General features: G+C 59.7%; 20 protein-coding genes. 9 read left to right on the top strand and 11 right to left on the bottom strand.

Annotation, left to right across the window (positions count from 1 at the left end):
• Positions 1-851: 851 nt before the first annotated feature.
• Both CKW21_RS13655 and CKW21_RS13650 read right to left on the bottom strand, forming a co-directional pair.
• Positions 852-1,016: a DUF1328 domain-containing protein gene (locus CKW21_RS13655; protein ID WP_003170804.1), complete on the bottom strand. Its 165-nt coding sequence runs from the start codon at positions 1,014-1,016 to the stop codon at positions 852-854.
• Positions 1,017-1,088: 72 nt separating this feature from the next.
• A complete protein-coding gene (locus tag CKW21_RS13650; protein WP_095194488.1) occupies positions 1,089-1,376 on the bottom strand; it encodes a hypothetical protein in 288 nt (95 codons plus the stop codon).
• 435 nt (positions 1,377-1,811) lie between these two features.
• Here CKW21_RS13650 and algB point away from each other — a divergent pair, with 435 nt between their 5' ends.
• Together algB and CKW21_RS13640 are read left to right on the top strand one after the other, a co-directional pair.
• Positions 1,812-3,158 (top strand): sigma-54-dependent response regulator transcription factor AlgB, encoded by a 1,347-nt coding sequence (algB, locus tag CKW21_RS13645; protein WP_095194487.1) that lies wholly within the window; start codon positions 1,812-1,814, stop codon positions 3,156-3,158.
• Positions 3,159-3,168: 10 nt separating this feature from the next.
• Positions 3,169-4,959, top strand: a complete 1,791-nt coding sequence (locus CKW21_RS13640) for a KinB sensor domain-containing domain (protein WP_095194486.1) — start codon at positions 3,169-3,171, stop codon at positions 4,957-4,959.
• A gap of 6 nt (positions 4,960-4,965) precedes the next feature.
• Here the strand turns inward: CKW21_RS13640 and CKW21_RS13635 are convergent, their stop codons facing one another.
• The 7 genes from CKW21_RS13635 to CKW21_RS13600 all read right to left on the bottom strand — a co-directional run bounded on the left by CKW21_RS13635 (position 4,966) and on the right by CKW21_RS13600 (position 12,291).
• The gene (locus CKW21_RS13635; RefSeq protein WP_095194485.1) at positions 4,966-6,576 is read right to left on the bottom strand and encodes an EAL domain-containing protein; all 1,611 of its coding nucleotides are present in this window, start codon (positions 6,574-6,576) and stop codon (positions 4,966-4,968) included.
• A gap of 77 nt (positions 6,577-6,653) precedes the next feature.
• Positions 6,654-7,433 (bottom strand): N-acetylmuramoyl-L-alanine amidase, encoded by a 780-nt coding sequence (locus tag CKW21_RS13630; protein ID WP_095194484.1) that lies wholly within the window; start codon positions 7,431-7,433, stop codon positions 6,654-6,656.
• 105 nt (positions 7,434-7,538) lie between these two features.
• Positions 7,539-9,593 carry a GGDEF domain-containing protein gene (locus CKW21_RS13625; protein WP_095194483.1) on the bottom strand — a complete coding sequence of 685 codons (2,055 nt, stop codon included), beginning with the start codon at positions 9,591-9,593 and terminating at the stop codon, positions 7,539-7,541.
• On the bottom strand, positions 9,594-10,469 hold the full coding sequence (locus CKW21_RS13620; RefSeq protein WP_095194482.1) for an endonuclease/exonuclease/phosphatase family protein: 876 nt from the start codon (positions 10,467-10,469) through the stop codon (positions 9,594-9,596).
• 14 nt (positions 10,470-10,483) lie between these two features.
• Positions 10,484-11,125 (bottom strand): thiol:disulfide interchange protein DsbA/DsbL, encoded by a 642-nt coding sequence (locus CKW21_RS13615; RefSeq protein ID WP_095194481.1) that lies wholly within the window; start codon positions 11,123-11,125, stop codon positions 10,484-10,486.
• Positions 11,126-11,325: 200 nt separating this feature from the next.
• Complete coding sequence (locus CKW21_RS13605; RefSeq protein WP_095194479.1) at positions 11,326-11,955, bottom strand: cytochrome c; 630 nt, start codon at positions 11,953-11,955, stop codon at positions 11,326-11,328.
• 45 nt (positions 11,956-12,000) lie between these two features.
• Positions 12,001-12,291: a cytochrome c5 family protein gene (locus CKW21_RS13600; RefSeq protein ID WP_019020904.1), complete on the bottom strand. Its 291-nt coding sequence runs from the start codon at positions 12,289-12,291 to the stop codon at positions 12,001-12,003.
• Positions 12,292-12,482: 191 nt separating this feature from the next.
• On the opposite strand from CKW21_RS13600, the gene yihA reads away from it, so the two are divergent.
• The gene (yihA, locus tag CKW21_RS13595; RefSeq protein WP_095194478.1) at positions 12,483-13,124 is read left to right on the top strand and encodes a ribosome biogenesis GTP-binding protein YihA/YsxC; all 642 of its coding nucleotides are present in this window, start codon (positions 12,483-12,485) and stop codon (positions 13,122-13,124) included.
• Between the two features lie 333 nt (positions 13,125-13,457).
• Here yihA and polA read toward each other — a convergent pair whose 3' ends face one another.
• The gene (gene polA / locus CKW21_RS13590) at positions 13,458-16,262 is read right to left on the bottom strand and encodes a DNA polymerase I (protein WP_095194477.1); all 2,805 of its coding nucleotides are present in this window, start codon (positions 16,260-16,262) and stop codon (positions 13,458-13,460) included.
• Between the two features lie 74 nt (positions 16,263-16,336).
• Here polA and CKW21_RS13585 point away from each other — a divergent pair, with 74 nt between their 5' ends.
• Together CKW21_RS13585 and CKW21_RS13580 are read left to right on the top strand one after the other, a co-directional pair.
• Entirely contained in the window at positions 16,337-16,627 is a 291-nt protein-coding gene (locus CKW21_RS13585) for a DUF2782 domain-containing protein (protein ID WP_095194476.1), read from the top strand.
• Positions 16,628-16,684: 57 nt separating this feature from the next.
• The gene (locus CKW21_RS13580) at positions 16,685-17,635 is read left to right on the top strand and encodes a homoserine kinase (RefSeq protein ID WP_095194475.1); all 951 of its coding nucleotides are present in this window, start codon (positions 16,685-16,687) and stop codon (positions 17,633-17,635) included.
• A 109-nt stretch (positions 17,636-17,744) separates the two neighbouring features.
• Here CKW21_RS13580 and CKW21_RS13575 read toward each other — a convergent pair whose 3' ends face one another.
• Entirely contained in the window at positions 17,745-18,665 is a 921-nt protein-coding gene (locus CKW21_RS13575) for a zinc ABC transporter substrate-binding protein ZnuA (protein ID WP_095194651.1), read from the bottom strand.
• Positions 18,666-18,731: 66 nt separating this feature from the next.
• On the opposite strand from CKW21_RS13575, the gene zur reads away from it, so the two are divergent.
• Genes zur through CKW21_RS13555 form a run of 4 tightly spaced genes read left to right on the top strand, consistent with a single transcriptional unit; the run spans position 18,732 to position 21,537 of the window.
• A complete protein-coding gene (zur, locus tag CKW21_RS13570) occupies positions 18,732-19,214 on the top strand; it encodes a zinc uptake transcriptional repressor Zur (protein ID WP_095194474.1) in 483 nt (160 codons plus the stop codon).
• On the top strand, positions 19,214-19,999 hold the full coding sequence (znuC, locus tag CKW21_RS13565; RefSeq protein WP_095194473.1) for a zinc ABC transporter ATP-binding protein ZnuC: 786 nt from the start codon (positions 19,214-19,216) through the stop codon (positions 19,997-19,999). The genes zur and znuC overlap by 1 nt, the downstream gene beginning before the upstream one ends.
• Positions 19,992-20,780, top strand: coding sequence for a zinc ABC transporter permease subunit ZnuB (gene znuB, locus CKW21_RS13560; protein WP_095194472.1), 789 nt, complete (start codon positions 19,992-19,994; stop codon positions 20,778-20,780). The genes znuC and znuB overlap by 8 nt, the downstream gene beginning before the upstream one ends.
• Positions 20,781-20,817: 37 nt before the next feature.
• Positions 20,818-21,537: a PA5502 family lipoprotein gene (locus CKW21_RS13555; protein ID WP_095194471.1), complete on the top strand. Its 720-nt coding sequence runs from the start codon at positions 20,818-20,820 to the stop codon at positions 21,535-21,537.
• Positions 21,538-21,586 lie beyond the last annotated feature (49 nt).

The raw sequence follows: 21,586 nt of genomic DNA, 5'->3' as shown, positions 1-21,586 counted from the left end.
TGACTCGGGCAGATGCGCGAACTGGAACGCTTGTGGCGAAAAAGTCGTGTGCATCTGCCCCCGTATAAGGAGCCCCAGAGCGCTTGTTGATGGCTCTCTGGCAGGCGAAAAAAGGCGCAACTATTCCGATGCAAGGAAGCGACGTCTAATGCCGTAAACGCCTACCCTATGCCGAATCGGCATGAGGTTTTTTCACTGAAAGCGACGTCGCAAACGGTTCGAATATGACATTTCGGCAGGCATAAGTGCCGTGAACCGGCCATCACAGCGCAGATTGAGTGTTTTTTGATCAGTCGAATGGAAGGGTGTTTTCGGGAAAATCCCACAGGGCGCGGGAAAGATTTACGGCGAAAGGCAGGCAATTTTTCTCGATATACGGTCGCTGGCGAAACACCGGGAAAAGTATTTTTCGGGGAAGAGCAGAGGGATTATCGAGGGGAGGGGGTGAAAACGAAGGGATCGCTCTAGTTCAACGCTTTGCACGTGAAGCCCTTCGCAAGTCCGTCGAGTCGTGGTTGACCGGCGAACTTGCGACGCAGCTTTTCCTGACCCGGCCCTTGCGCAGGTACTCCCTGTAACCGTAGGTCACTCCGCCCCTGAAACAGGCAGAACGTCCCGACCCCTTGGTCATGCGCCGGCCTTCCTCGGGTAGGCGCAGGGGAAGAAGCGATGGCTTCTCTCGTATATCTGAATTCCGTACTTGTCCGGGTCCTTTTCGGGCTGCTCCATCAACCATTCCTGCGTACCGTGGTGCGGTCTGCCAAGGAATCGGAGTGTGCCTGCCCGCTAGAACCCGGGGCGGCACCGCCCAACAGTAGGGCGGCTGCCAGTGTCTCTATCAACGATTATGTTCAGCCTCGACCTCGACGGCCAAAGAAGAAGGAAGCAATGAACATCACCAGGAACACGACAAAGAGAATCTTGGCGATACCCGTGGCGGTGCCCGCGATACCACCGAAGCCCAATACGGCGGCGACAATGGCAATGATCAAGAATGTGATTGCCCAGCTCAACATGGTGATTCTCCTTACGCTTCTATTTAGAGGTGCTGCGTTTCCCGGCGCTTTGAGCGCGCCAAGTGTGTGTACTTAGAACACCCAGCGCTCCTGGCGAGGCATTTCATCCATCGCCTGGTGTTGGTCGACGTCCATCATTCGCATCGAACTGCTGTCGGCCATACCGTTGCTGGCGGCGCTGAAGTGGGTTTGGGTCGGGTGCTGAAACGACACGCTTGGCCCTTCTTGCTGTTGGCTTTGCTCCCAGCGCACAAACTGCTGGCCGCCGATCAAGGTGATCAGCAGCGCCAACACGGCGAACACGCCTTGCTGGAGATGCAGTGGCGAGAGCAGCAATGGGGTGGCACGTTGGCGATTCATCCTGAAGCTCCTCCCACTCGGGGTAGTCGGGTTGAGGGCGATTTGTTGGTTGCCCTGCGTTACTCACGACATTGCAGCCTGCGTGCCAGATTTTTTTCGTAAAAAAATACTTATATATCAATTGGTTATGATGGTGTCGCAAGTCCTTTCGGACGCATCCTGCACGATGGAGCTTTTCACGGTCGTGCGTAATGCACGATCGGCTGACGGTTATTGCAATATTTTTGGAATTGAGAGGAGGGCGTAGCTGTCAGAAAAAGACGTGATTCATCGTCTGAGCAGAAGCTGTCTATAAAAGGAATACGAAATCAGGCGAAAACCGGTGTGGCAGTAGATAACTACCCTGCCATGACGGGAATGGATCAGAATGAACCATGCAACTTGCCCGATTTTTCCGGGACTAAACCAAGAACATTCATTATGGAGCGTAGGAAAATGGAATCAGCCACTGAGCATCAAGGCCGTATTCTTCTGGTGGATGATGAGTCTGCCATCCTGCGAACCTTCCGCTATTGCCTCGAAGATGAAGGCTACAGCGTGGCGACTGCCAACAGCGCCGCGCAAGCCGACGCGTTGCTGCAACGCCAGGTCTTCGACCTGTGCTTCCTCGATCTGCGCCTGGGTGAAGATAACGGCCTCGATGTGTTGGCCCAGATGCGCATTCAAGCGCCCTGGATGCGCGTGGTGATCGTCACCGCGCATTCGGCGGTGGACACTGCTGTCGATGCCATTCAGGCCGGTGCTGCCGATTATCTGGTCAAGCCGTGCAGCCCCGACCAATTGCGCCTGGCCACTGCCAAGCAGTTGGAAGTGCGGCAATTGTCGGCGCGCCTGGAAGCCCTGGAAGGCGAGGTGCGCAAACCCAAGGACGGCCTGGATTCCCATAGCCCGGCGATGAAAGTCGTGCTGGAAACGGCCCGTCAGGTGGCCAGCACCGATGCCAATATCCTGATTCTCGGCGAGTCCGGCACGGGTAAAGGCGAGCTGTCTCAAGCCATTCACGGCTGGAGCAAGCGGGCGAAGAAGTCCTGCATCACCATCAACTGCCCGTCGCTGACCGCCGAACTTATGGAAAGCGAACTGTTCGGCCATAGTCGCGGAGCGTTCACAGGGGCCAGTGAAAGTACCTTGGGTAGGGTCAACCAGGCGGATGGCGGCACGCTGTTTCTCGACGAAATCGGCGATTTTCCTTTGGTTTTACAACCAAAGTTACTGCGATTTATTCAGGACAAAGAGTACGAGCGTGTGGGCGATCCGGTCACCCGCCGCGCCGATGTGCGCATTCTCGCGGCCACCAACCAGAACCTCGAAGACATGGTTCGCGACGGACGTTTTCGCGAAGACCTGCTCTATCGCCTGAACGTCATCACTTTGCACCTGCCACCGCTGCGCGAGCGCAGGGAAGACATCCTTAATCTCGCCGACCGCTTTCTGGCGCGCTTCGTCAAAGAGTACGCCCGCCCGGCCCGGGGTTTCAGTGATGAGGCCCGCGAAGCGTTGCTGGGGTATCGCTGGCCGGGGAATATTCGTGAGCTTCGCAACGTGGTGGAGCGGGCGAGCATCATTTGCCCGCAGGAGCGGGTAGAGATCAGTCACTTGGGCATGGCGGAAGCACCGGTCAACAATGCTCCGCGCATTGGCGCTGCCCTGAGCCTTGATGAACTGGAGAAAGCCCATATCGGCGCGGTTCTCGCCACCGCCGGCACGCTGGATCAAGCCGCCAAGACGCTGGGTATCGATGCGTCCACGCTGTATCGCAAACGCAAGCAGTACAATTTGTGAGCCGCCAGCGATGAAACTGGCGATGAAGTTGCGGACCCGGCTGTTCCTGAGTATTTCCGCACTGATCACCGTTGCGCTGCTCGGGCTGTTGCTGGGGCTGGTCAGCGTGATGCAGATGGCCGGGAGCCAGGAAGCACTGGTACGCAACAACTTCGTCGCCCTCGATATCGGGCTCAAGCTGCGCCAGGCGCTGGGTGACCAGTTGATCATCATGCTCAGCGATCAACCGGATTCTGCGGCCTTCGAAGCATCCAAACAGCGTTACTTCGAATTGCTGGAAGAGGGGATCGCCCAGGAGCCGGCGAGCATCGGCAGCGAATACGGTTTCAAGAAAGCCAAGGCTGACTACCTGAGCTTTATCAAGGCATATGAAGTTTCGCCTGACCCGACACGTGTGCTGAGCGGCGGCGACGAACTCACCGAAAAATTCAACGCCCTGCGAAATGGTCTGATCACCGAACACAAGCGTGCGCTGGATGACATCACGCAAATCGAGCGGCAGGCCCGTGAACGTGCATTGCTGATCGCTGGCCTGCTGGGTCTGGTCGGGCTGGCCGTGTTGATCATTGGCTTTGTGACGGCCCATGCCATCGCCCGGCGTTTCGGCGAGCCCATCGAGGCCCTGGCGCAGGCGGCGGATAACATCGGCCAGGGCAATTTCGACGTCACCCTGCCGGTCTCCTCGGCGATTGAGCTGAACCAGCTGACCAAACGCTTCGGAATCATGGCCGAGGCGCTGCGTGAACATCAGGCCACCAACGTCGATGAACTGCTTGCCGGTCAGCAGCGGCTGCTGGCGGTGCTCGACAGTATCGACGACGGCTTGCTGATGATCGATCGCCAGGGTCACCTGGAGCACCTCAACCCGGTGGCGCAGCGCCAGTTGGGCTGGGACGACGAACGGGTTGGCCTGGGGTTGGGCGCGGCATTGCAGCGTCCCGAACTCGATGAACAGCTGCAACTGGTGCTGCGCGGCGGCACGCTGGAGCGAGCGCCGGAGGATTTGAGCATCGAGGTCGATGGCGAGGCGCGGTTGCTGACCTACAGCTTGACGCCGGTCATTCATACCCAAGGGCAAATTCTCGGTGCGGTCATGGTGCTGCATGACGTCACCGAGCAACGCGCATTCGAGCGGGTGCGCAGCGAGTTCGTGTTACGCGCCTCCCATGAGCTACGGACGCCGGTGACCGGCATGCACATGGCGTTTGGCCTGTTCCGCGAACGCGCACATTTTGCCCCGGACTCCCGTGAAGCCGATCTGCTGGATACGGTGAACGAAGAAATGCAGCGCCTGATGCAGCTGATCAACGACTTGTTGAATTTCTCCCGTTACCAGAACGGTTTGCAGAAACTCACCTTGGCGCCGTGCTCCATCGAGGATTTGCTGGAGCAGGCGCAGCTACGCTTTACCAGTGGCGCCGAGGAGAAAGGCATCGAATTGTTGGTGGAAGTGCAGGGGCCATTGCCGCGCCTGCAGGCCGATCAGCCGCAATTGGATCGGGTGCTCGACAACCTGATCGACAATGCCCTGCGCCATACCGCCTCGGGTGGCCTCATACGCTTGCAGGCCCGGCGTCATGGCGAGCGGGTGATCATCAGCGTTGAAGATAACGGCGAAGGCATTGCCTACGGACAGCAGGGACGGATCTTCGAGCCCTTTGTACAAGTCGGCCGCAAGAAAGGCGGGGCCGGGCTGGGTCTGGCGCTGTGCAAGGAGATCGTGCAATTGCACGGCGGACGGATGGGCGTCTATTCGCGGCCAGGGCAGGGCACGCAGTTCTACATGGCGTTGACGGTGTAGTGCACTTTACGCTTCGTCGTCCAGGCGTCGGCTGGCCAGTCGGCGACCACGGGTAATCAGTTCGATGAACTGCACAGCACTCAATGCATGGGCGAACAACCAGCCCTGGCCAAACTTCACACCTTCACTGCTCAGTAGCGCTGCCTGCGCTTCATGCTCAATGCCTTCGGCAATAACCTTCAGGTGCAGTGATTGCGCCATGTGGATGATGTGTGGAGCCACACCGCTACTAGCTGCGTCATGGCCCAGCGCATCGATAAAGGCTTTGTCGATTTTCAGGCAATCCACCGGCAGGGTTTGCAGATACGCAAGGCTGCAATAGCCGGTGCCAAAGTCATCGATCAACACCTGATGCCCGACATCGCGTAAGGCTTGCAGATTTTCCCGGGCCACCACCACATCGATCAGCCCGCGTTCGGTAACCTCAAAGGCAATCTGTTTGGCGGCAACACGATGCAGGGTCAGCAGGCGTGCCATCACCTGGCCGATTCGCGGCACCATCACGTCACACGCCGCCAGGTTGACCGAGATGTACAGCTGCGGATTGGCTCGCAGCAATTGCCCCAGCTGTTCCAGCAAGCGTTGCAGGACGAAGTCGGTCATCTGGCGGATCTGCCCGGTGTTCTCCGCCATTGGAATGAACAGGTCAGGGCTGGTCAGGGTCCCATCCGGCCGGCGCCAGCGCAGCAAGGCCTCGGCGCCGACGCAGTTACGGCTGTCGAGGTCGAAGATCGGTTGATACAGCACCTGCAATTCGCCCCGGCGTATGGCGCCGGTCAGCTCGGCGTCCAGGGACTGCCGCTGGCGCACCAGCAGAAACACCAGAAAACCCACACATAAGGCCAATCCCACGCAGACCGGCAACAACCACCACCACACCGGCGGTATATGGGGGCCGCCGCGGGGGCTGATCAACACCAGTTGGTATTCCGGGTTGTCGGTGGGCATGCGGTAAATCAGACGCGACTGAGTGACTTGCAGCGCATCCCGGCTTTTCGGCGGCCACATTTTTGGCGGCCAGGCTTGCGACACACCCAGTACCGGAATCGCCCGAGTACCGTGGTCGAGTACCACCAGCAGGCTGCTTCCCGGCGACAGGTCGACCATATCGGTCAGATGCCCGCGGGACGTCGCGACCCGGAAATTGCCGCGCCCGAGCATCAGTACGGCACGGTTTTCATCGGGTTCGGTGGTGGTGTTCAGCCAGTAGCTGTAGGTGGGACCCTGGATGTCAGGTGGTCGTATCAGCGACAACGCTTCCTTGCGTGGACGATTGGTACAGATCCGTGGGGCATCCATGTAGGCGGCTTCATAGACGAAACGATAATTGAAACTGACCTGCTGCAGCGTCGCGACCATCTCCTCATTGCAGGTGCGCAGCGGTTGGGCTTCCAGATCGTCAAGGCTTTCGCGCAATTGCCCGAACAACTGCTCCAGCCGGGCGAGGAAGCGTTCGCCCTGCGCATTCATTTCCTGGCTTTCGCTCTGTTCGACTTGATGCAGGGCGATGAACAGGCTGCCGGTCATCAGTAGTGTTGCACTCAGGACAGCCGCCAGTATCGCCAGAAACCAGGGGCGATAGAACCAACTACGGAATGTCTCTCTAGCAACAGTCATTAGGGCAATATCCGAAGAATTACCAATGAGTTATAGCTGCTGATTGGAAAAAAGCGCTGACCGTCGGGCGGGCGTCATTATTTTGTCTGGTTCAAAACCTGTAGTAGCGCCGCCGTTTGCGCATCCGGTGTACCGTCGAAGCGCGATGGGCGGAAATGCATCTGGAAGGCGGCGATCACATGGCGCGTGGCGACATCCAGTTCGCCGGTCTGCGGTGTTTCATAACCGACGCGGGCCAGTTGTGCCTGGTACCAGCTGATGCTCGGGAGCTGTGCTTCAAACTGTACCTGCTGTCGCGCCACGGCCTGCTCGTTCGGCCAGATGCCGATACCTTCCGCCGCCAGACGCTTCCATGGAAACAGCGGGCCCGGATCGAGCTTGCGCAGCGGCGCAATGTCGCTATGGCCGACGATGCTGCGAGGGCTGATGACGTAGCGTTTGCTGATGTCCTTGAGCAGGACGATCAAGGACTGGACCTGCGCTTCGCTGTAGGGGTACCAGAGGCGCCCGGTGGGCGTGTCCTTGAAGCCCGGATTGACGATTTCGATACCCAGGGAGCTGGAGTTCATCCAGGTCCGGCCTTGCCATTGGCTTTCGCCGGCATGCCAGGCCCGCATGTTTTCATCCATCAGTTTGTAGATGGTCGCCTTCTTGTCGTCGCCGATCAGGTAATGGGTGCTGACTTCGCCATGGGTCAGCAGTTGCAGCGAGCGCTCCATCGAGGCGGAGGTGTAGTGCAGCACCACGAACTGGATGCGGCTGTCATGATTGGCGGAAGGATGATTGGTGTCGTAGCGGGGGCCGCTGGCGCAACCGGCCAAGAGCAGCAGCGACACAATGAGAGCGATAAATTTCATGGCAGGAGGCAATATACACTGGACAGTAATGCAACAGTGTAACGTAATGCCTGGTGTAGGGAGGGCAATTGAACAAAATGGAACAATTAGCCCTCAGCCTGTCCCCTAGCCCAGCTCCACTCGGTTGCGGCCCGCATTTTTTGCTCTATAGAGCGCCTGATCGGCTCTTTTGAGCGCCAGATCACTGTGTTCGTCAGGTTTGAATGCTGTCAGGCCCATCGAAATAGTGATCGTTACCCGCTCACCCTTGAAGTGGAATGGGCAAGCTTCGATCGAAGCGCGCAGGTGTTCCAGCAGTTTCATGCCGGCCGCCGGCACCGTAGACGGCAGCAGCAGGACAAATTCTTCGCCGCCAAACCGGGCAATGAAGTCCGTCCCGCGCAGGCGCTTGCGCAACACGGTGGCAATGATCTTCAGCACTTTGTCACCTGCCAGGTGACCGTAGCTATCGTTGATGCGTTTGAAGTGATCCAGGTCAAGCATGGCCAGCATCAGCGTGTTGCCGTGTTGCTGCCATTGGCTGATTTCATGGTCCAGCCGTTCGCTCCAGGCTGCGCGGTTGGGCAGCCCGGTCAGCGGGTCGATCAATGCTTTCTGGCGCTGTTCTTCGAGGTGTTCGCGAAAGCCCAGGGCTTCCTGCTCCATGTGCGCCACCCGTTCGGCCAGGCTGTGCAGACGGGCTGCGACCTCTTGTTCGCGTTCATCGCGCTGCCTGCGGTGCTGGTCCATGGTGCCGAGCAGGCCCTCGAGGTGGTTCTCCAGAACATGCTTGAGCCCCTCCAGGTCGGCCGCTTCATGCATGCGGGTCTGCAGGCCGTCGACCTGTTCGCGGATCTGCGTATCCATGGCCTCTGCCGCGGAACGGCTGTCCGCATGACCCGCGCTGGCGGCTTGCAGATTGCTCTGGAACGACTCGAGGCGTTCGTTGAGATGTTGAAGGTACGCTTCGAATTCATGCTGGCCACTGTCCGAGATCGCCAGCATCAAAGTCGCCAGATCGTCGAGGATCGGCAGCAACTCGTACCAATTCAAGCCGTTTTTCAGGCGATCACGCATCGATTCGGCTTGCGGGCGGTGCCGTTCGGGGAGTGTCAGATCGTCGAGCAGCCCCAGCAGAGTGTCTTCAATGTGCTTGGCCACCGAGCTGTAGGACGGCTCGGGGGAGTCCGGCAGCGCGTAGAGCATGTCATGGCCGGGCAGTTCCGGCTCGCCGGGTGCCAGGGCTGTAGGCCGTGGTAGGGAATCGGGAAGCGCTGCATGCGTAAGTTCGTCGGGATTGATTGCCGGCTCGATCTGAAGCGCGGGTGTCTCGACGGGTATTGGTATTTCGTCGGCTTCATCCGGTCGGGCATACGCCTCGGGGAGCAGATTGGGCGCTTGCTGCGGATCGAGGGCAGGTGCAGCAGTTGCAGGGGCAGCAGAAGGTTCGGGCGTCTCGGATAATGCCTGTACAGCTTGTGGCTGGGCGGCCGCGATGGTTGGGTGCGAAACTTCGATGCGTGGTTCATCGATGGCGGGTGCGGGTTCGGTGGTTGCGGGCGATGACGCGGCCATCGGCGCCGGGATCGCTTCGACAGGCGTTGCAATGGCGGCTTGCCCGGCGACAGGGACGAGCGGCGTCATTGCATCTTCAGTGTCCCGGTGACCGAACAACCGTTGCAACAGACCAGGGCGTTCGGGTTCCGCAGGGCTTTCCACCTGGCTCAAGGCTTTGCCTTGCAAGCCGCTCAGTTCACTGAGCAGCAATGGAATCTCTCGAGCCTGGCTGACGCGGCTATCGAGCTGTTTGGCGAAGTTCTTCAGCGGTCGGCTGACTTCTCGGGGCAGCGGCAATGTTTGCAGCTGAGTCACCAGTGCGGTCAGTGCCGCGCTGGTCTGGTTCACTCGGGTTTCACGACGCTGCTCGGAGTCGAGCACGGCTTTTTCCAGGCGCGGAAGCAGGGCGGCGAGACCGGCGTCCATGTCATCGGTGCGCACGACTTCACGCATCTCCTTCATGCACTGGTCGACGGCGCGGTCGGTGCCTTCTGCCGCCAGGGTGCTGCGTACCAGTCCGCGACGCAGCAAGTCGAGGCGGGCGTCCCAGCGACGTTCGAGCTTTTCCTGTTGTTCGATGCTTCTGAGGTACTTCTCTTTCCAGCGCTGTGCTTCGTCGCTCATTCAGGGGTTCCGCGTGGGGGCAGGACTCAACGCGGGCAATGCATCGGCCGTGAGCGAACCCGGCAGACGAATCTCTACCGCGACCGGCAGGTGATCGGAAATGGGTTGGGCCAGCACCTCGACCTTTTCAAGGGTCAGGGTAGGGCTCAGCAGGATGTGGTCCAGGCAGCGCTGTGGGCGCCAGCTGGGGAATGTCGCTTCCAGTTGCGGTGCAAGCAGGCCCAGATCTCGCAATGGCGAGTGTTGCAGCAAGTCGCTGGCATGGGTGTTCATATCACCCATCAGCACTTGATGCTTATAACCGCCAATCACTTCGCGGATGTACGCCAATTGCATGCTGCGGGCTCGCGCGCCCAGCGCCAGGTGCATCATGACCACCACCAGCGCTTCCGGACCTTCGCCGAAGCGCACCAGGATCGCTCCGCGACCTTTCGGCCCTGGCAGCGGATGGTCTTCGATCGCCCACGGGCGCAAGCGGCTGAGCACGCCATTGCTGTGCTGGCCGAGGTGTCCGAGATTGCGATTGAGCTGTTGATACCAGTAGGGGAAGGCGCCGAGCTGGGCCAGATGTTCGACCTGATTGACGTAGCCTGAACGCAGGCTGCCGCCATCGGCTTCCTGCAAGGCGACCAGATCGAAGTCCCCCAGCAGGTTGCCGATTTTCTGCAGATTGTCGGCGCGCCCGGTGTGCGGCAACAGGTGTTGCCAGCCCCGGGTCAGATAATGCCGATAGCGTTCGGTACTGATGCCGACCTGGATATTGAAACTGAGCAGGCGCAAACGGCTGTCTTCGGGCAGGCCCGTCGACTCCAGATGATGCTCGTTGACCCGCGGATCGTGCAGGCCAACGATGCGTTCAGTTCCCCAGCGGCGCATGGCGGGTGCTGCCCTTAGTTGGCGGCAGCCTTGTTAGCCGCTCGCTCTTTGTCGATCAGTTTGTCAGCCAATTGCAGGGCTTGCTCGGCGCCGCCGGCAGAGCCCACGTCAAAGCGATATTTGCCGTTGACGATCAAGGTTGGAACACCGGAGATTTCATATTTCTTGGCCAGGTCGGTGGCCTTGGCGATCTGACCCTTGATAGCGAAAGAGTCGAAGGTGGCCAGGAACTTGTCCTTGTCGACGCCCTGGGTGGCCAGGAAGTCCGCCATGTCATTCTTGTCGGTCAGCTTTTTGTGCTCTTTCTGAATGGCTTCGAACACCGCAGCGTGGACCTTCTGCTCGACACCCATGGCTTCCAGGGTCAGGAACATCTGGCCGTGTGCGTTCCACGGGCCGCCGAACATGGCGGGGATACGGACGAAGTTCACGTCGGAAGGCAGCTTCTCGACCCAGGGATTGATCACTGGCTCGAAGGCGTAGCAGTGCGGGCAGCCGTACCAGAACAGCTCCACCACTTCGATCTTGCCCGGAACGGCGACCGGAACCGGATTGCTCAGTTCGACGTAAGGGGCGGCGGGGGCTTCGGCAGCCTGGGCAGTCATGCCGAACAGGCTGGCAGCGACGAGTGCGGCGCTGATGATCAGATTACGCATGCTTTACTCCTGGACAAATTTTATCGCCTCGCGCGACCTGTTTTCAGACAGGTCATGGCGGGTCTGAGTTCTGTAGTGTAACGGCAGCGGCCACAAAAAAGGGCGGCCAAAGCCACCCTTTTTATACTTGCTGCGACGGATTAATCGAGCGTTAACGTTGCAAGCGTTGTATGCCTCGCGCAACGCTCGATTCGCCGGCCTTAGTGCAGGCCTTGAATGTAGCTCGACACTGCGGCGATGTCTTCGTCGCTCAGCTTTTTGGCAATGCTCTGCATCGGTTTTGTATCGCCGTCGTTGGCCCGACCACCTTCTTCCTTGCGGAAGTCGGTCAGCTGCTTGGCAATGTATTGAGCGTGCTGGCCACCCAGGTGCGGGAAGCCGGCTGCGGCGTTGCCTGTGCCGTTTGGCGAGTGGCAGCCGGTGCAGGATGGCAGACCCTTGGCCAGATCACCGCCACGGAACAGCGCTTCACCGCGAGCCACGATTTTCGGGTCGGCGGCGCCAACGCTGCCTTTCTGGCTGGCGAAGTAGGCGGAGATGTCCGCCAGGTCCTGATCGCTGAGATTGGTCAGCAGACCGGTCATTTCCAGAACGGTGCGCTTGCCCGACTTGATGTCGTGCAGCTGCTTGGTCAGGTAGCGTTCACCTTGCCCCGCCAGTTTCGGAAAGTTTGGCGCCATGCTGTTGCCATCCGGGCCATGACAGGCGCCACATACGGCGGCTTTTGCCTGGCCTGCGGCGGCGTCACCAGGTTTTACTGGCTCACCTGCAGCATGGGCAATGCCGGAGATTCCCACGGTCAACAGCAGACTCACGATCAATTTGTTCATCAGCTAATCCAACTACGGCTAAGGGTTAAGAGTTATGGACCGGGTTTACTCGCTCATCCACTGGATGATGGCTCGGTAATCCTCGGCACTGCAGTCCATGCACAAACCACGCGGCGGCATCGCCTTGAAACCCTGGGTCACGTGTTGCACCAGCGTCTCCATACCTTTCGCCAACCTCGGCGTCCAAGCTTCCTGATCGCCTCTTCTGGGCGCCATGGGTAGTTGGCCGGAATGACAGGCACCACAAACACGGTTGTACACAGCTTCCGGATCCTGTGTAGCCTGAGCGCTGTAAAGCGGCATCAAGACACCGGCGGCTAGCAGCCATTTCGTCATAAAACGACCTTTTCAGGGTTGAGAGCGTGCTGCGTTCTAGTGCGCAATCAAGGTCTGTCGCTCTCGTGAACTTCATCCTACGCTGGGACAAAGCGCACACAAAATCTGCGGCATTATATACTGGCGTCACTGAAACGGAAGCGACACTGCTTGCCGCGCCCATTCCCGGCGCCGCCCACATCGGAAATCCCATGCAACTCAAGAATCCCATCCTCGGTCTGTGCCAACAGTCCACCTTCATGCTCAGCGCCGCCAAAGTCGACCAATGTCCGGACGACGAAGGTTTTGAAGTTGCCTTCGCCGGGCGTTCCAACGCCGGCAAGTCCAGTGCGCTCAACACCTTGACCCATGCCAGCCTGGCGCGTACCTCGAAAACACCGGGACGCACACAGCTGTTGAACTTCTTCAAGCTAGACGATGAACGTCGTCTGGTCGACCTGCCCGGTTACGGTTACGCAAAAGTCCCTATCCCGCTCAAGCAACACTGGCAGCGTCACCTGGAAGCTTATCTGGGCAGTCGCGAGAGTTTGAAGGGTCTGATTCTGATGATGGATATCCGTCATCCAATGACTGATTTCGACCTGCTGATGCTCGACTGGGCCGTGGCCAGCGGCATGCCGATGCACATTCTGCTGACCAAGGCGGACAAGCTGACCTACGGCGCGGCGAAGAACACGCTGCTCAAGGTTCAGTCGGAAATCCGCAAGGGCTGGGGCGACAGCGTGACGATTCAGCTTTTTTCGGCACCGAAACGCATGGGCCTGGAAGACGCCTACACTGTATTGGCAGGCTGGATGGAACTGGCGGACAAGGGTGCCGAGGTGGCCGAATAAAAAACTGGTTGTGACGCGCTCAGGCAAGGCAAATAGCGCGTCACAGCCAGTTTTAAGGCAAAAAAAACCCCGGACTTCTATGGGGAGGGGGAAGTTCCGGGGTTCAAGTTCTAGACCGCTAGGGCGGGGTCCAGATATCTGCCAACACTTAACACAACATAGGAGCATCGAAGGGCTTCACCAGCCATTCAGTAACTCTGAGTAGCGATTCCCGGACTAGTTCAGATTTTTTTCAAATACGTTTGGAATAACTCCAAGCATTTTCCGGACTAAGCGCTCTCTACTTGTTCTGCCGCGGCACTATGCCGCAGCAAAACCCTCATCTTGATGGGCTCAGTGAGCCTCATCCCAGTTGTTACCTACACCCACTTCGACCAGCAGCGGAACATCCAGTTTCGCCGCACCGCTCATGTGGACGCGAATTTCATCGCGGACCTGGTCGACCAGATCTTCACGCACCTCAAGCACCAATTCATCGTGCACCTGGAGGATGACCTTGGCATCGAGGCCCGAAGACGCCAGCCAGTTGTCCACCGCCACCATGGCTTTCTTGATGATGTCCGCTGCGGTGCCCTGCATCGGCGCGTTGATCGCCGTGCGTTCGGCGGCCGCACGCTCCTGCGGTTTGTTAGAGTTGATTTCCGGCAGATACAAACGGCGCCCGAAGAAGGTTTCCACATAACCCTGCTCCGCTGCCTGGGCGCGGGTGCGGTCCATGTACTCGCGCACACCCGGATAACGGGCGAAGTAAGTATCGATGTAAGCTTTGGCGGTCTTGGTATCGACGCCAATGTCTTTGCCAAGCTTCTGTGCGCCCATGCCGTAGATCAGGCCGAAGTTGATCGCCTTGGCGCTGCGGCGCTGGTCGGAGGTCACGTCCGCCAATTCGACCTTGAACACTTCAGCAGCAGTGGCGGTGTGTACGTCCAGATTGTGGCGGAAGGCGTTCATCAGACCTTCATCCCGAGACAGATGCGCCATGATCCGCAGTTCGATCTGCGAATAATCCGCCGCCAGCAATTTGTAACCGGTCGGGGCCACGAAGGCCTGGCGGATGCGACGCCCTTCAGCGGTGCGCACCGGGATGTTCTGCAGGTTCGGATCACTGGAAGACAGGCGCCCTGTAGACGCTACCGCCTGGTGGTACGAGGTGTGGATGCGCCCGGTGCGTGGGTTGATCTGCTCCGGCAAACGGTCGGTGTAGGTGCTTTTCAGCTTGCTCATGGAACGGTATTCCATCAGCACCTTGGGCAGCCGGTAGTCGTCCTCGGCCAATTTGGCCAGCACTTCTTCGGCAGTGGATGGCTGGCCCTTGGCGGTTTTCTTCAGTACCGGCAGACCGAGCTTCTCGTAAAGGATGACGCCGAGTTGCTTGGGCGAACCGAGGTTGAACTCCTCGCCGGCGATCTCGAAGGCTTCACGCTCCAGCGCCACCATCTTGTCGCCCAGTTCAATACTTTGCACCCCGAGCAGTGCGGCATCGACGAACGCGCCTTGGCGTTCGATACGCGCCAGCACCGGCACCAACGGGATTTCGATGTCGGTCAGCACGCTGGCCAGGCTCGGGATGGCGGTGAGTTTCTCGAACAGCGCCTGATGCAGACGCAGGGTGACGTCGGCGTCTTCGGCGGCATACGGGCCCGCCTGCTCCAGGGCGATTTGATCGAAGGTCAGCTGTTTGACGCCTTTGCCGGCAATGTCCTGGAAACTCACCGTGGTGTGGTCCAGATACTTCAGCGCGAGGCTGTCCATGTCATGGCGGGTGGCCGTGGAGTTGAGTACATAGGACTCGAGCATGGTGTCGAAAGCGACTCCACGCACGGTGATGCCGTTGGCCTGATCGCCACCGATGGCGCAGTTGGCCAGGATGTTCATGTCGAACTTGGCGTGCTGACCGACCTTGAGTTTGTTCGGGTCTTCCAGAATCGGCTTCAGGGCAAGCAGGACGGTGTCGCGATCCAGCTGCTCGGGCACGCCGATGTAGGAATGGGTTAACGGGATGTAGGCCGCTTCGTTGGCCTGCACAGCAAATGACAAACCCACCAGTTGCGCCTGTTGCGCGTCGATGCCAGTGGTTTCGGTGTCGAAGGCGAACAACGTGGCGTTGTTCAGTTTCTCCAGCCAGACGTCGAATCGCGCCTGATCGAGGAGGGTCTCGTACCGGGTTTCAGACGTCGTCACCGGTGCCTCGGCTTCGGTGGCGCTGAACAGATCGACGACCGGCTCAGGCTCAGCGGCAGTGCTCAGCTCAATGCGCTTGGCGTCCCGTTGCAGATCATTCAACCAGCTCTTGAATTCGAGCAGGTTGTAGAGCTCGGTGAGTTTGACTGGATCTTCAGGACCCATTTGCAGGTCATCGAGGCCGATCTCCAACGGCACATCGACCTTGATCGTCGCCAGCTGGTAGGAAAGGAACGCCATCTCCTTGTGCTCTTCGAGCTTGGCCGGCAGAGTCTTGGCGCCGCGGATCGGCAGGGTCGGGACGATATCGAGCTGCGCGTAGAGCTCGCTCAGGCCGCCATTCACACCGACCAGCAGACCGGAGGCGGTTTTCGGACCGATTCCCGGAACCCCCGGAATGTTGTCGGAAGAGTCGCCCATGAGCGCCAGATAATCGATGATCTGCTCCGGAGCGACGCCGAATTTCTCCTTCACGCCCTCCACGTCCATGCTGCTACCGGTCATGGTATTGACCAAGGTAATGTGGCCGTCGACCAGTTGCGCCATGTCCTTGTCGCCCGTGGAGATAACCACCGGGCGATCGGCGGCGGCGCTGCTGCGGGCCAGGGTGCCGATCACGTCGTCGGCTTCGACGCCTTCAACGCACAGCAGCGGGAAGCCCAGGGCGATCACGCTCTGATGCAACGGCTCGATCTGCACGCGCATGTCGTCGGGCATGCTCGGACGATTAGCCTTGTATTCGGCGTACATCTCATCGCGAAATGTCCCACCCTTGGCGTCGAACACCACGGCAAACGGACTGTCCGGGTACTGCTTGCGCAGACTCTTGAGCATGTTCAACACGCCCTTGACCGCACCGGTCGGCAGGCCTTTGGAGGTGGTCAGCGGTGGCAGCGCGTGAAAGGCGCGGTACAGGTAAGACGAACCGTCCACCAGGACGAGGGGGGCTTGGCTCATGAGCAGGATCAACCTTTTCGGCGGGTCCGGCGCTAGAATAGCGGGACCGTTGACGACAAAGGGACAAGGTTATCATGCGCACACTAAATCGCCTGTTGCTGGCTGGGTTGTTTGCAGTCACTCCGTTGGCCGTGATGGCGGCGGACGATGCGCCATCGCCGGAACCGGAAGTCACCATTCGCACGGAAGGCGACAATACGATCAAGGAGTACCGCCAAAATGGCTTTCTGTACGCCATCCAGGTCACTCCGAGTGTCGGCAAACCGTATTTTCTGGTGCGCGCCGATGGATCGGACGGTAACTTCATCCGCTCGGATCAGCCGGATATGCTGATTCCGTCGTGGAAGATCTTTGAGTGGAAGTAGTTTCTTAATTTCAATCGGCGCTGGCTCGACAGCGGCGCCCGTACTGGCAGTTAAAACATGTCTGTGTTCACCCCCCTGGCTCGGCCCGAGCTGGAAACCTTTCTCGCCCCTTATGGCCTCGGCCGCCTGCTTGATTTCCAGGGGATTGCCGCCGGTAGCGAAAACACCAATTTCTTTATCAGCCTGGAGCAGGGCGAGTTCGTCCTGACCCTGGTCGAGCGTGGCCCGGTGCAGGAGATGCCGTTCTTCATCGAATTGCTCGACGTACTGCACGAAGCCGACCTGCCGGTGCCCTACGCCCTGCGCACCACCGACGGCGTTGCACTACGCGAATTGGCCGGCAAACCAGCGCTGTTGCAACCGCGCCTGGCCGGTAAACACATCAAGCAAGCCAACGCACAGCATTGTGCGCAGGTGGGTGAGTTGCTGGCGCACCTGCACCTGGCGACCCAGGCCAAAATGATCAAGCGCAAGACCGATCGAGGCCTGGACTGGATGCTGGAGGAGGGCACGCAGTTTCTGTCGCACCTCAATGCCGAGCAGAAGGACTTGCTGGAGCGGGCGCTGGAAGAAATCACCCAGCAGAAAGAGAAAATTCTGGCGCTGCCTCGGGCGAATATCCACGCCGACTTGTTCCGCGATAACGCGATGTTCGAAGGCACGCACCTGACGGGCCTGATCGACTTCTACAACGCGTGTTCGGGGCCGATGCTCTACGACGTGGCGATTGCCCTGAACGATTGGTGCTCCGACGATGACGGCCTGATCGACGGGCCACGGGCGCGGGCGTTGCTGGGTGCTTATGCTGCACTGCGTCCGTTCACCGCGGCCGAAGCCGAGTTGTGGCCGACGATGTTGCGGGTGGCGTGTGTGCGTTTCTGGCTGTCGCGGTTGATCGCGGCGGAGTCATTTGCCGGACAGGATGTGCTGATTCACGATCCGATGGAGTTTCAACAGCGATTGGCGCAGCGGCAGACGGTCAACACGCCGCTACCTTTCGCCCTCTAAATTGTGGCGAGGGAGCTTGCTCCCGCTGGGCAGCGAAGCGGCCCCAAAAAAACGGGCCTGCTACGCAGTCCGGCGGGAGCAAGCTCCCTCGCCACAGGTTATGTGTTGGTTACAACGACTCCAGGCACCCCGCCAAATCATTCCCCAGCTTCTCCAGCACCTGCTCATACCCCTGAGCAGTCGCTGGTGTGTACCCGCCCAGCGCATCCAGTTCCGCCAGTTTCACCGGCAGGCCGGCCACCAGGGTTTCCGCCAGGCGTGGGCGCAGCGGTGGCTCGCTGAACACACAGGTCTTGCCGACTTCCTGCAGTCGTGCGCGCATCGCCGCGACATGCTGGGCACCGGGTTGCACCTCGGCTGCGACGCTGAACACACCCGCGTGCTTGAGACCGTAGGCATCTTCGAAGTAGTCGAAGGCCTCGTGGAACACGAAGTATGGTTTGCCTTCAACACCTGCCAGACGTTTCTTCAAGCGCAGGTCGAGAGCATCCAGGCGTTCATCAAAGGCCTTGAGGTTGCTGGCATACCGCGCGGCGTTGTCAGGATCGGCCGTGCTGAGGTCAGCGGCCATTTTTGTGGCGATGACCCGGGCGTTGATCGGCGATAGCCACAAATGCGCGTCCAGGCTGCCTGGGCGGTGATCGTGGTCATGTTCGTCGGCTTCTTCAGCGTGGGAGTGGTTATCTTCGGCGAAATGACGCAGTTTCAGACCGGGCAGATCCTGCACGGCGACGCTGGGCAGCGTACGGCCATTCAGTACCCGAGGCAGGAAGCCTTCCATGTCCGGCCCGATCCAGTACAGCAGATCCACCGATTGCACTTTCCGTACGTCGGAAGGGCGCAGGGCATAGTTATGCGGCGAAGCGCCGGGCGGCAGCAATACTTCCGGGATCGCCACGCCATCCTGTACGGCAGCGGCAATCAGCTGTAGCGGCTTGATGCTGGTGAGGACCTTGACCTCGGCTTGCGCCGGACCAATCAGCAGAAAACTTGCGACAAATGCGACAAAGATAGAAAAAAGTCGGGACACGATGACCACTCGAAGAGGCGAGAACGGGTAACATAATAACGTCTCTCACAAAACTCGTCGCCGCTCATGCCTAAAACACCGATTGCCAGCCGTCCCCACGACCACTCTCATTGCGTGCACAGCGCTCTGTCTGAGGCCGATGCCCTGTGCGAACGCCAGGGTCTGCGTCTGACCGCGTTGCGTCGGCGGGTGCTGGAGCTGGTATGGCAAAGCCACAAGCCGTTGGGCGCCTATGACATTCTCGCGGTACTCAGCGAGCAGGATGGCCGCCGCGCCGCGCCACCGACCGTGTACCGCGCGCTGGATTTCCTGCTGGAAAACGGCCTCGTACACCGCATCTCCTCGCTCAACGCCTTCATCGGCTGCAATCACCCGGAACACGCGCATCAGGGTCAGTTCCTGATCTGCCGCGACTGCCACGCAGCCATTGAGCTCGAGCAGAAATCCATCAGCGACGCGATCATCGCCAGCGCCCAGGATGTGGGGTTCGTCGTCGAAGCCCAGACGGTCGAAGTGATCGGCCTCTGCTCGGGTTGCCAGGGGGCTTGATGAGCAACGCGCTGATCCGCCTCGAGCAGGTTGCCGTCACGTTTGCCGGGCAAAGTGTGCTGGATAATATCGAGCTGAGCGTCGAGCCAGGGCAGATCGTCACCCTGATCGGCCCCAACGGTGCCGGCAAGACCACCTTGGTGCGCGCTGTACTGGGATTGTTGAAACCCGACAGCGGCAGTGTCTGGCGCAAGCCGAAACTGCGGGTCGGCTACATGCCGCAAAAACTGCATGTCGATCCGACCCTGCCGCTCTCGGTCCTGCGCTTCTTGCGTCTGGTGCCGGGCGTGGACCGAGCGATGGCCTTGGCCGCGCTCAAGGAAGTCGGTGCCGAACAGGTGATCGACAGCCCCGTGCAAAGTGTTTCCGGCGGAGAGATGCAACGCGTATTGCTGGCCCGCGCCCTGTTGCGCGAACCGGAATTGCTGGTGTTGGATGAGCCGGTGCAAGGCGTCGACGTGGCTGGGCAGGCCGAACTCTACAGCCTGATCACCCGCCTGCGTGACCGTCACGGCTGCGGTGTGCTGATGGTTTCTCACGATCTGCATCTGGTGATGAGCACCACCGACCAGGTGGTGTGCCTGAATCGCCACGTTTGCTGCTCCGGCCACCCCGAGCAGGTCAGCGGCGATCCGGCCTTCGTCGAGCTGTTCGGAAAAAACGCACAAAGCCTGGCGATTTATCACCACCATCACGACCACGCCCACGATTTGCATGGCTCGGTAGTCAAGGCGCCCGCGTCGGGCCATAACCATGTTCACGGAGATAGCTGCAAGCATGGCTGATTTTTTGCTTTACGCCCTGCTTGCAGGCCTGGCTCTGGCGGTCGTTGCGGGCCCGTTGGGTTCTTTCGTGGTCTGGCGGCGCATGGCGTATTTTGGCGATACCCTGTCCCATGCGGCGCTGCTGGGTGTGGCGCTGGGCTTCCTGCTGGATGTCAGCCCGACCGTCGCTGTGACCGTTGGCTGTTTGCTGTTGGCAGTGATGCTGGTGACGTTGCAGCAGCGTCAGCCGTTGGCGTCCGACACGCTTTTGGGAATTCTCGCACCCAGCACCCTCTCTTTAGGCCTGGTGGTACTAAGCTTCATGCACGAAGTGCGGATCGACCTGATGGCCTATCTGTTTGGCGACCTGCTGGCGATCAGCCCGACCGATCTGGCGTGGATTCTCGGCGGTAGCGCGGCAGTGCTGGCGTTGCTGGTGACGCTGTGGCGGCCATTGCTGGCAATCACCGTGCATGAGGAGTTGGCCAGGGTCGAAGGCCTGCCGGTGGCGGGGTTGCGCATGGCGCTGATGTTGCTGATCGCCGTGGTGATTGCCGTGGCGATGAAAATCGTCGGCGTGTTGCTGATCACTTCGTTGCTGATCATTCCGGCGGCTGCGGCACAACGTCACGCCCGTTCACCGGAACAGATGGCACTGGGCGCGAGCCTGCTGGGCATACTCGCCGTGTGTGGCGGGCTGGCGTTGTCCTGGTTCAAGGACACACCGGCCGGCCCGTCGATTGTAGTGACGGCCGCCGCGCTGTTTCTGCTGAGTTTTGTTCTGCCCCGTCGAGGGGTGTAGACTTGCTCGTTTTTTGCGCAAATAGAGAGTCGCAGGAATGAAGTCGTTCCCCTCCCGTTATCTGCTCCTTGTCGCATTTTCATTGCTGCTGGGCGCTTGCCAAAGCACGCCACCAGCGGCCACCGAGGTCCCGGATGCGCGGGCCACGGCCATTGCACAGCTGGAACAAAGCCTGGCCAGCAGCGAACTGGCCACTGCCGAAGGTCAACTGGCTGCCTTGCAGGCTGAATCGCCCAACGATCAATCCCTGGAGCAATACCAGCGGCAGTTGGCCGAAGCCTATCTGATGCGCAGCCAGATCGTGCTGCAAAAAGGTGATGTAAACGCGGCGGCCACCGCCCTGGCTCGGGCTCGCGCCTTGATGCCCAAGGCTCCTGCACTCACCGGCGGGGTCAATGGTGCGCTCGCTCAAGCCCGCAAGGCTGAACTGGAAAAAACCGAAGCGGATCTCAAGTCCGCCGAAGCCAAGCGCAAAGCCAAGGTCATTGATCCGGAAGCTGAAAGCACCACGGTGAAGCTGAAAATCACCGATATGGGCAAAATGCGCCGTCAACTGGATGCCATTGCCGCCGATGTGGTGAATTTTCAGTGCGATGTGAGCCTTCAGGTGCCACGTACTGACGATTATCCGTGGTTGGCTAACCTGCTGACCAAGCGGGTGAATAAGCTGGATCCGCAGTTTGATCTGAAGCTGGAACGGCAGATTCTGCGCAGCGTTCCGGCGCAAGTTGTTCTGAGCCCTCGTAAAACCCCTTAAAAGCATCGCGGGCAAGCCCGCTCCCACAGGTTCACGCTAACCTTGTGGG

Source organism: Pseudomonas sp. Irchel 3A7, from assembly GCF_900187565.1.
In the GTDB taxonomy this organism is placed as follows: domain Bacteria; phylum Pseudomonadota; class Gammaproteobacteria; order Pseudomonadales; family Pseudomonadaceae; genus Aquipseudomonas.
This window is presented reverse-complemented; position numbering and strand designations above follow the sequence as displayed.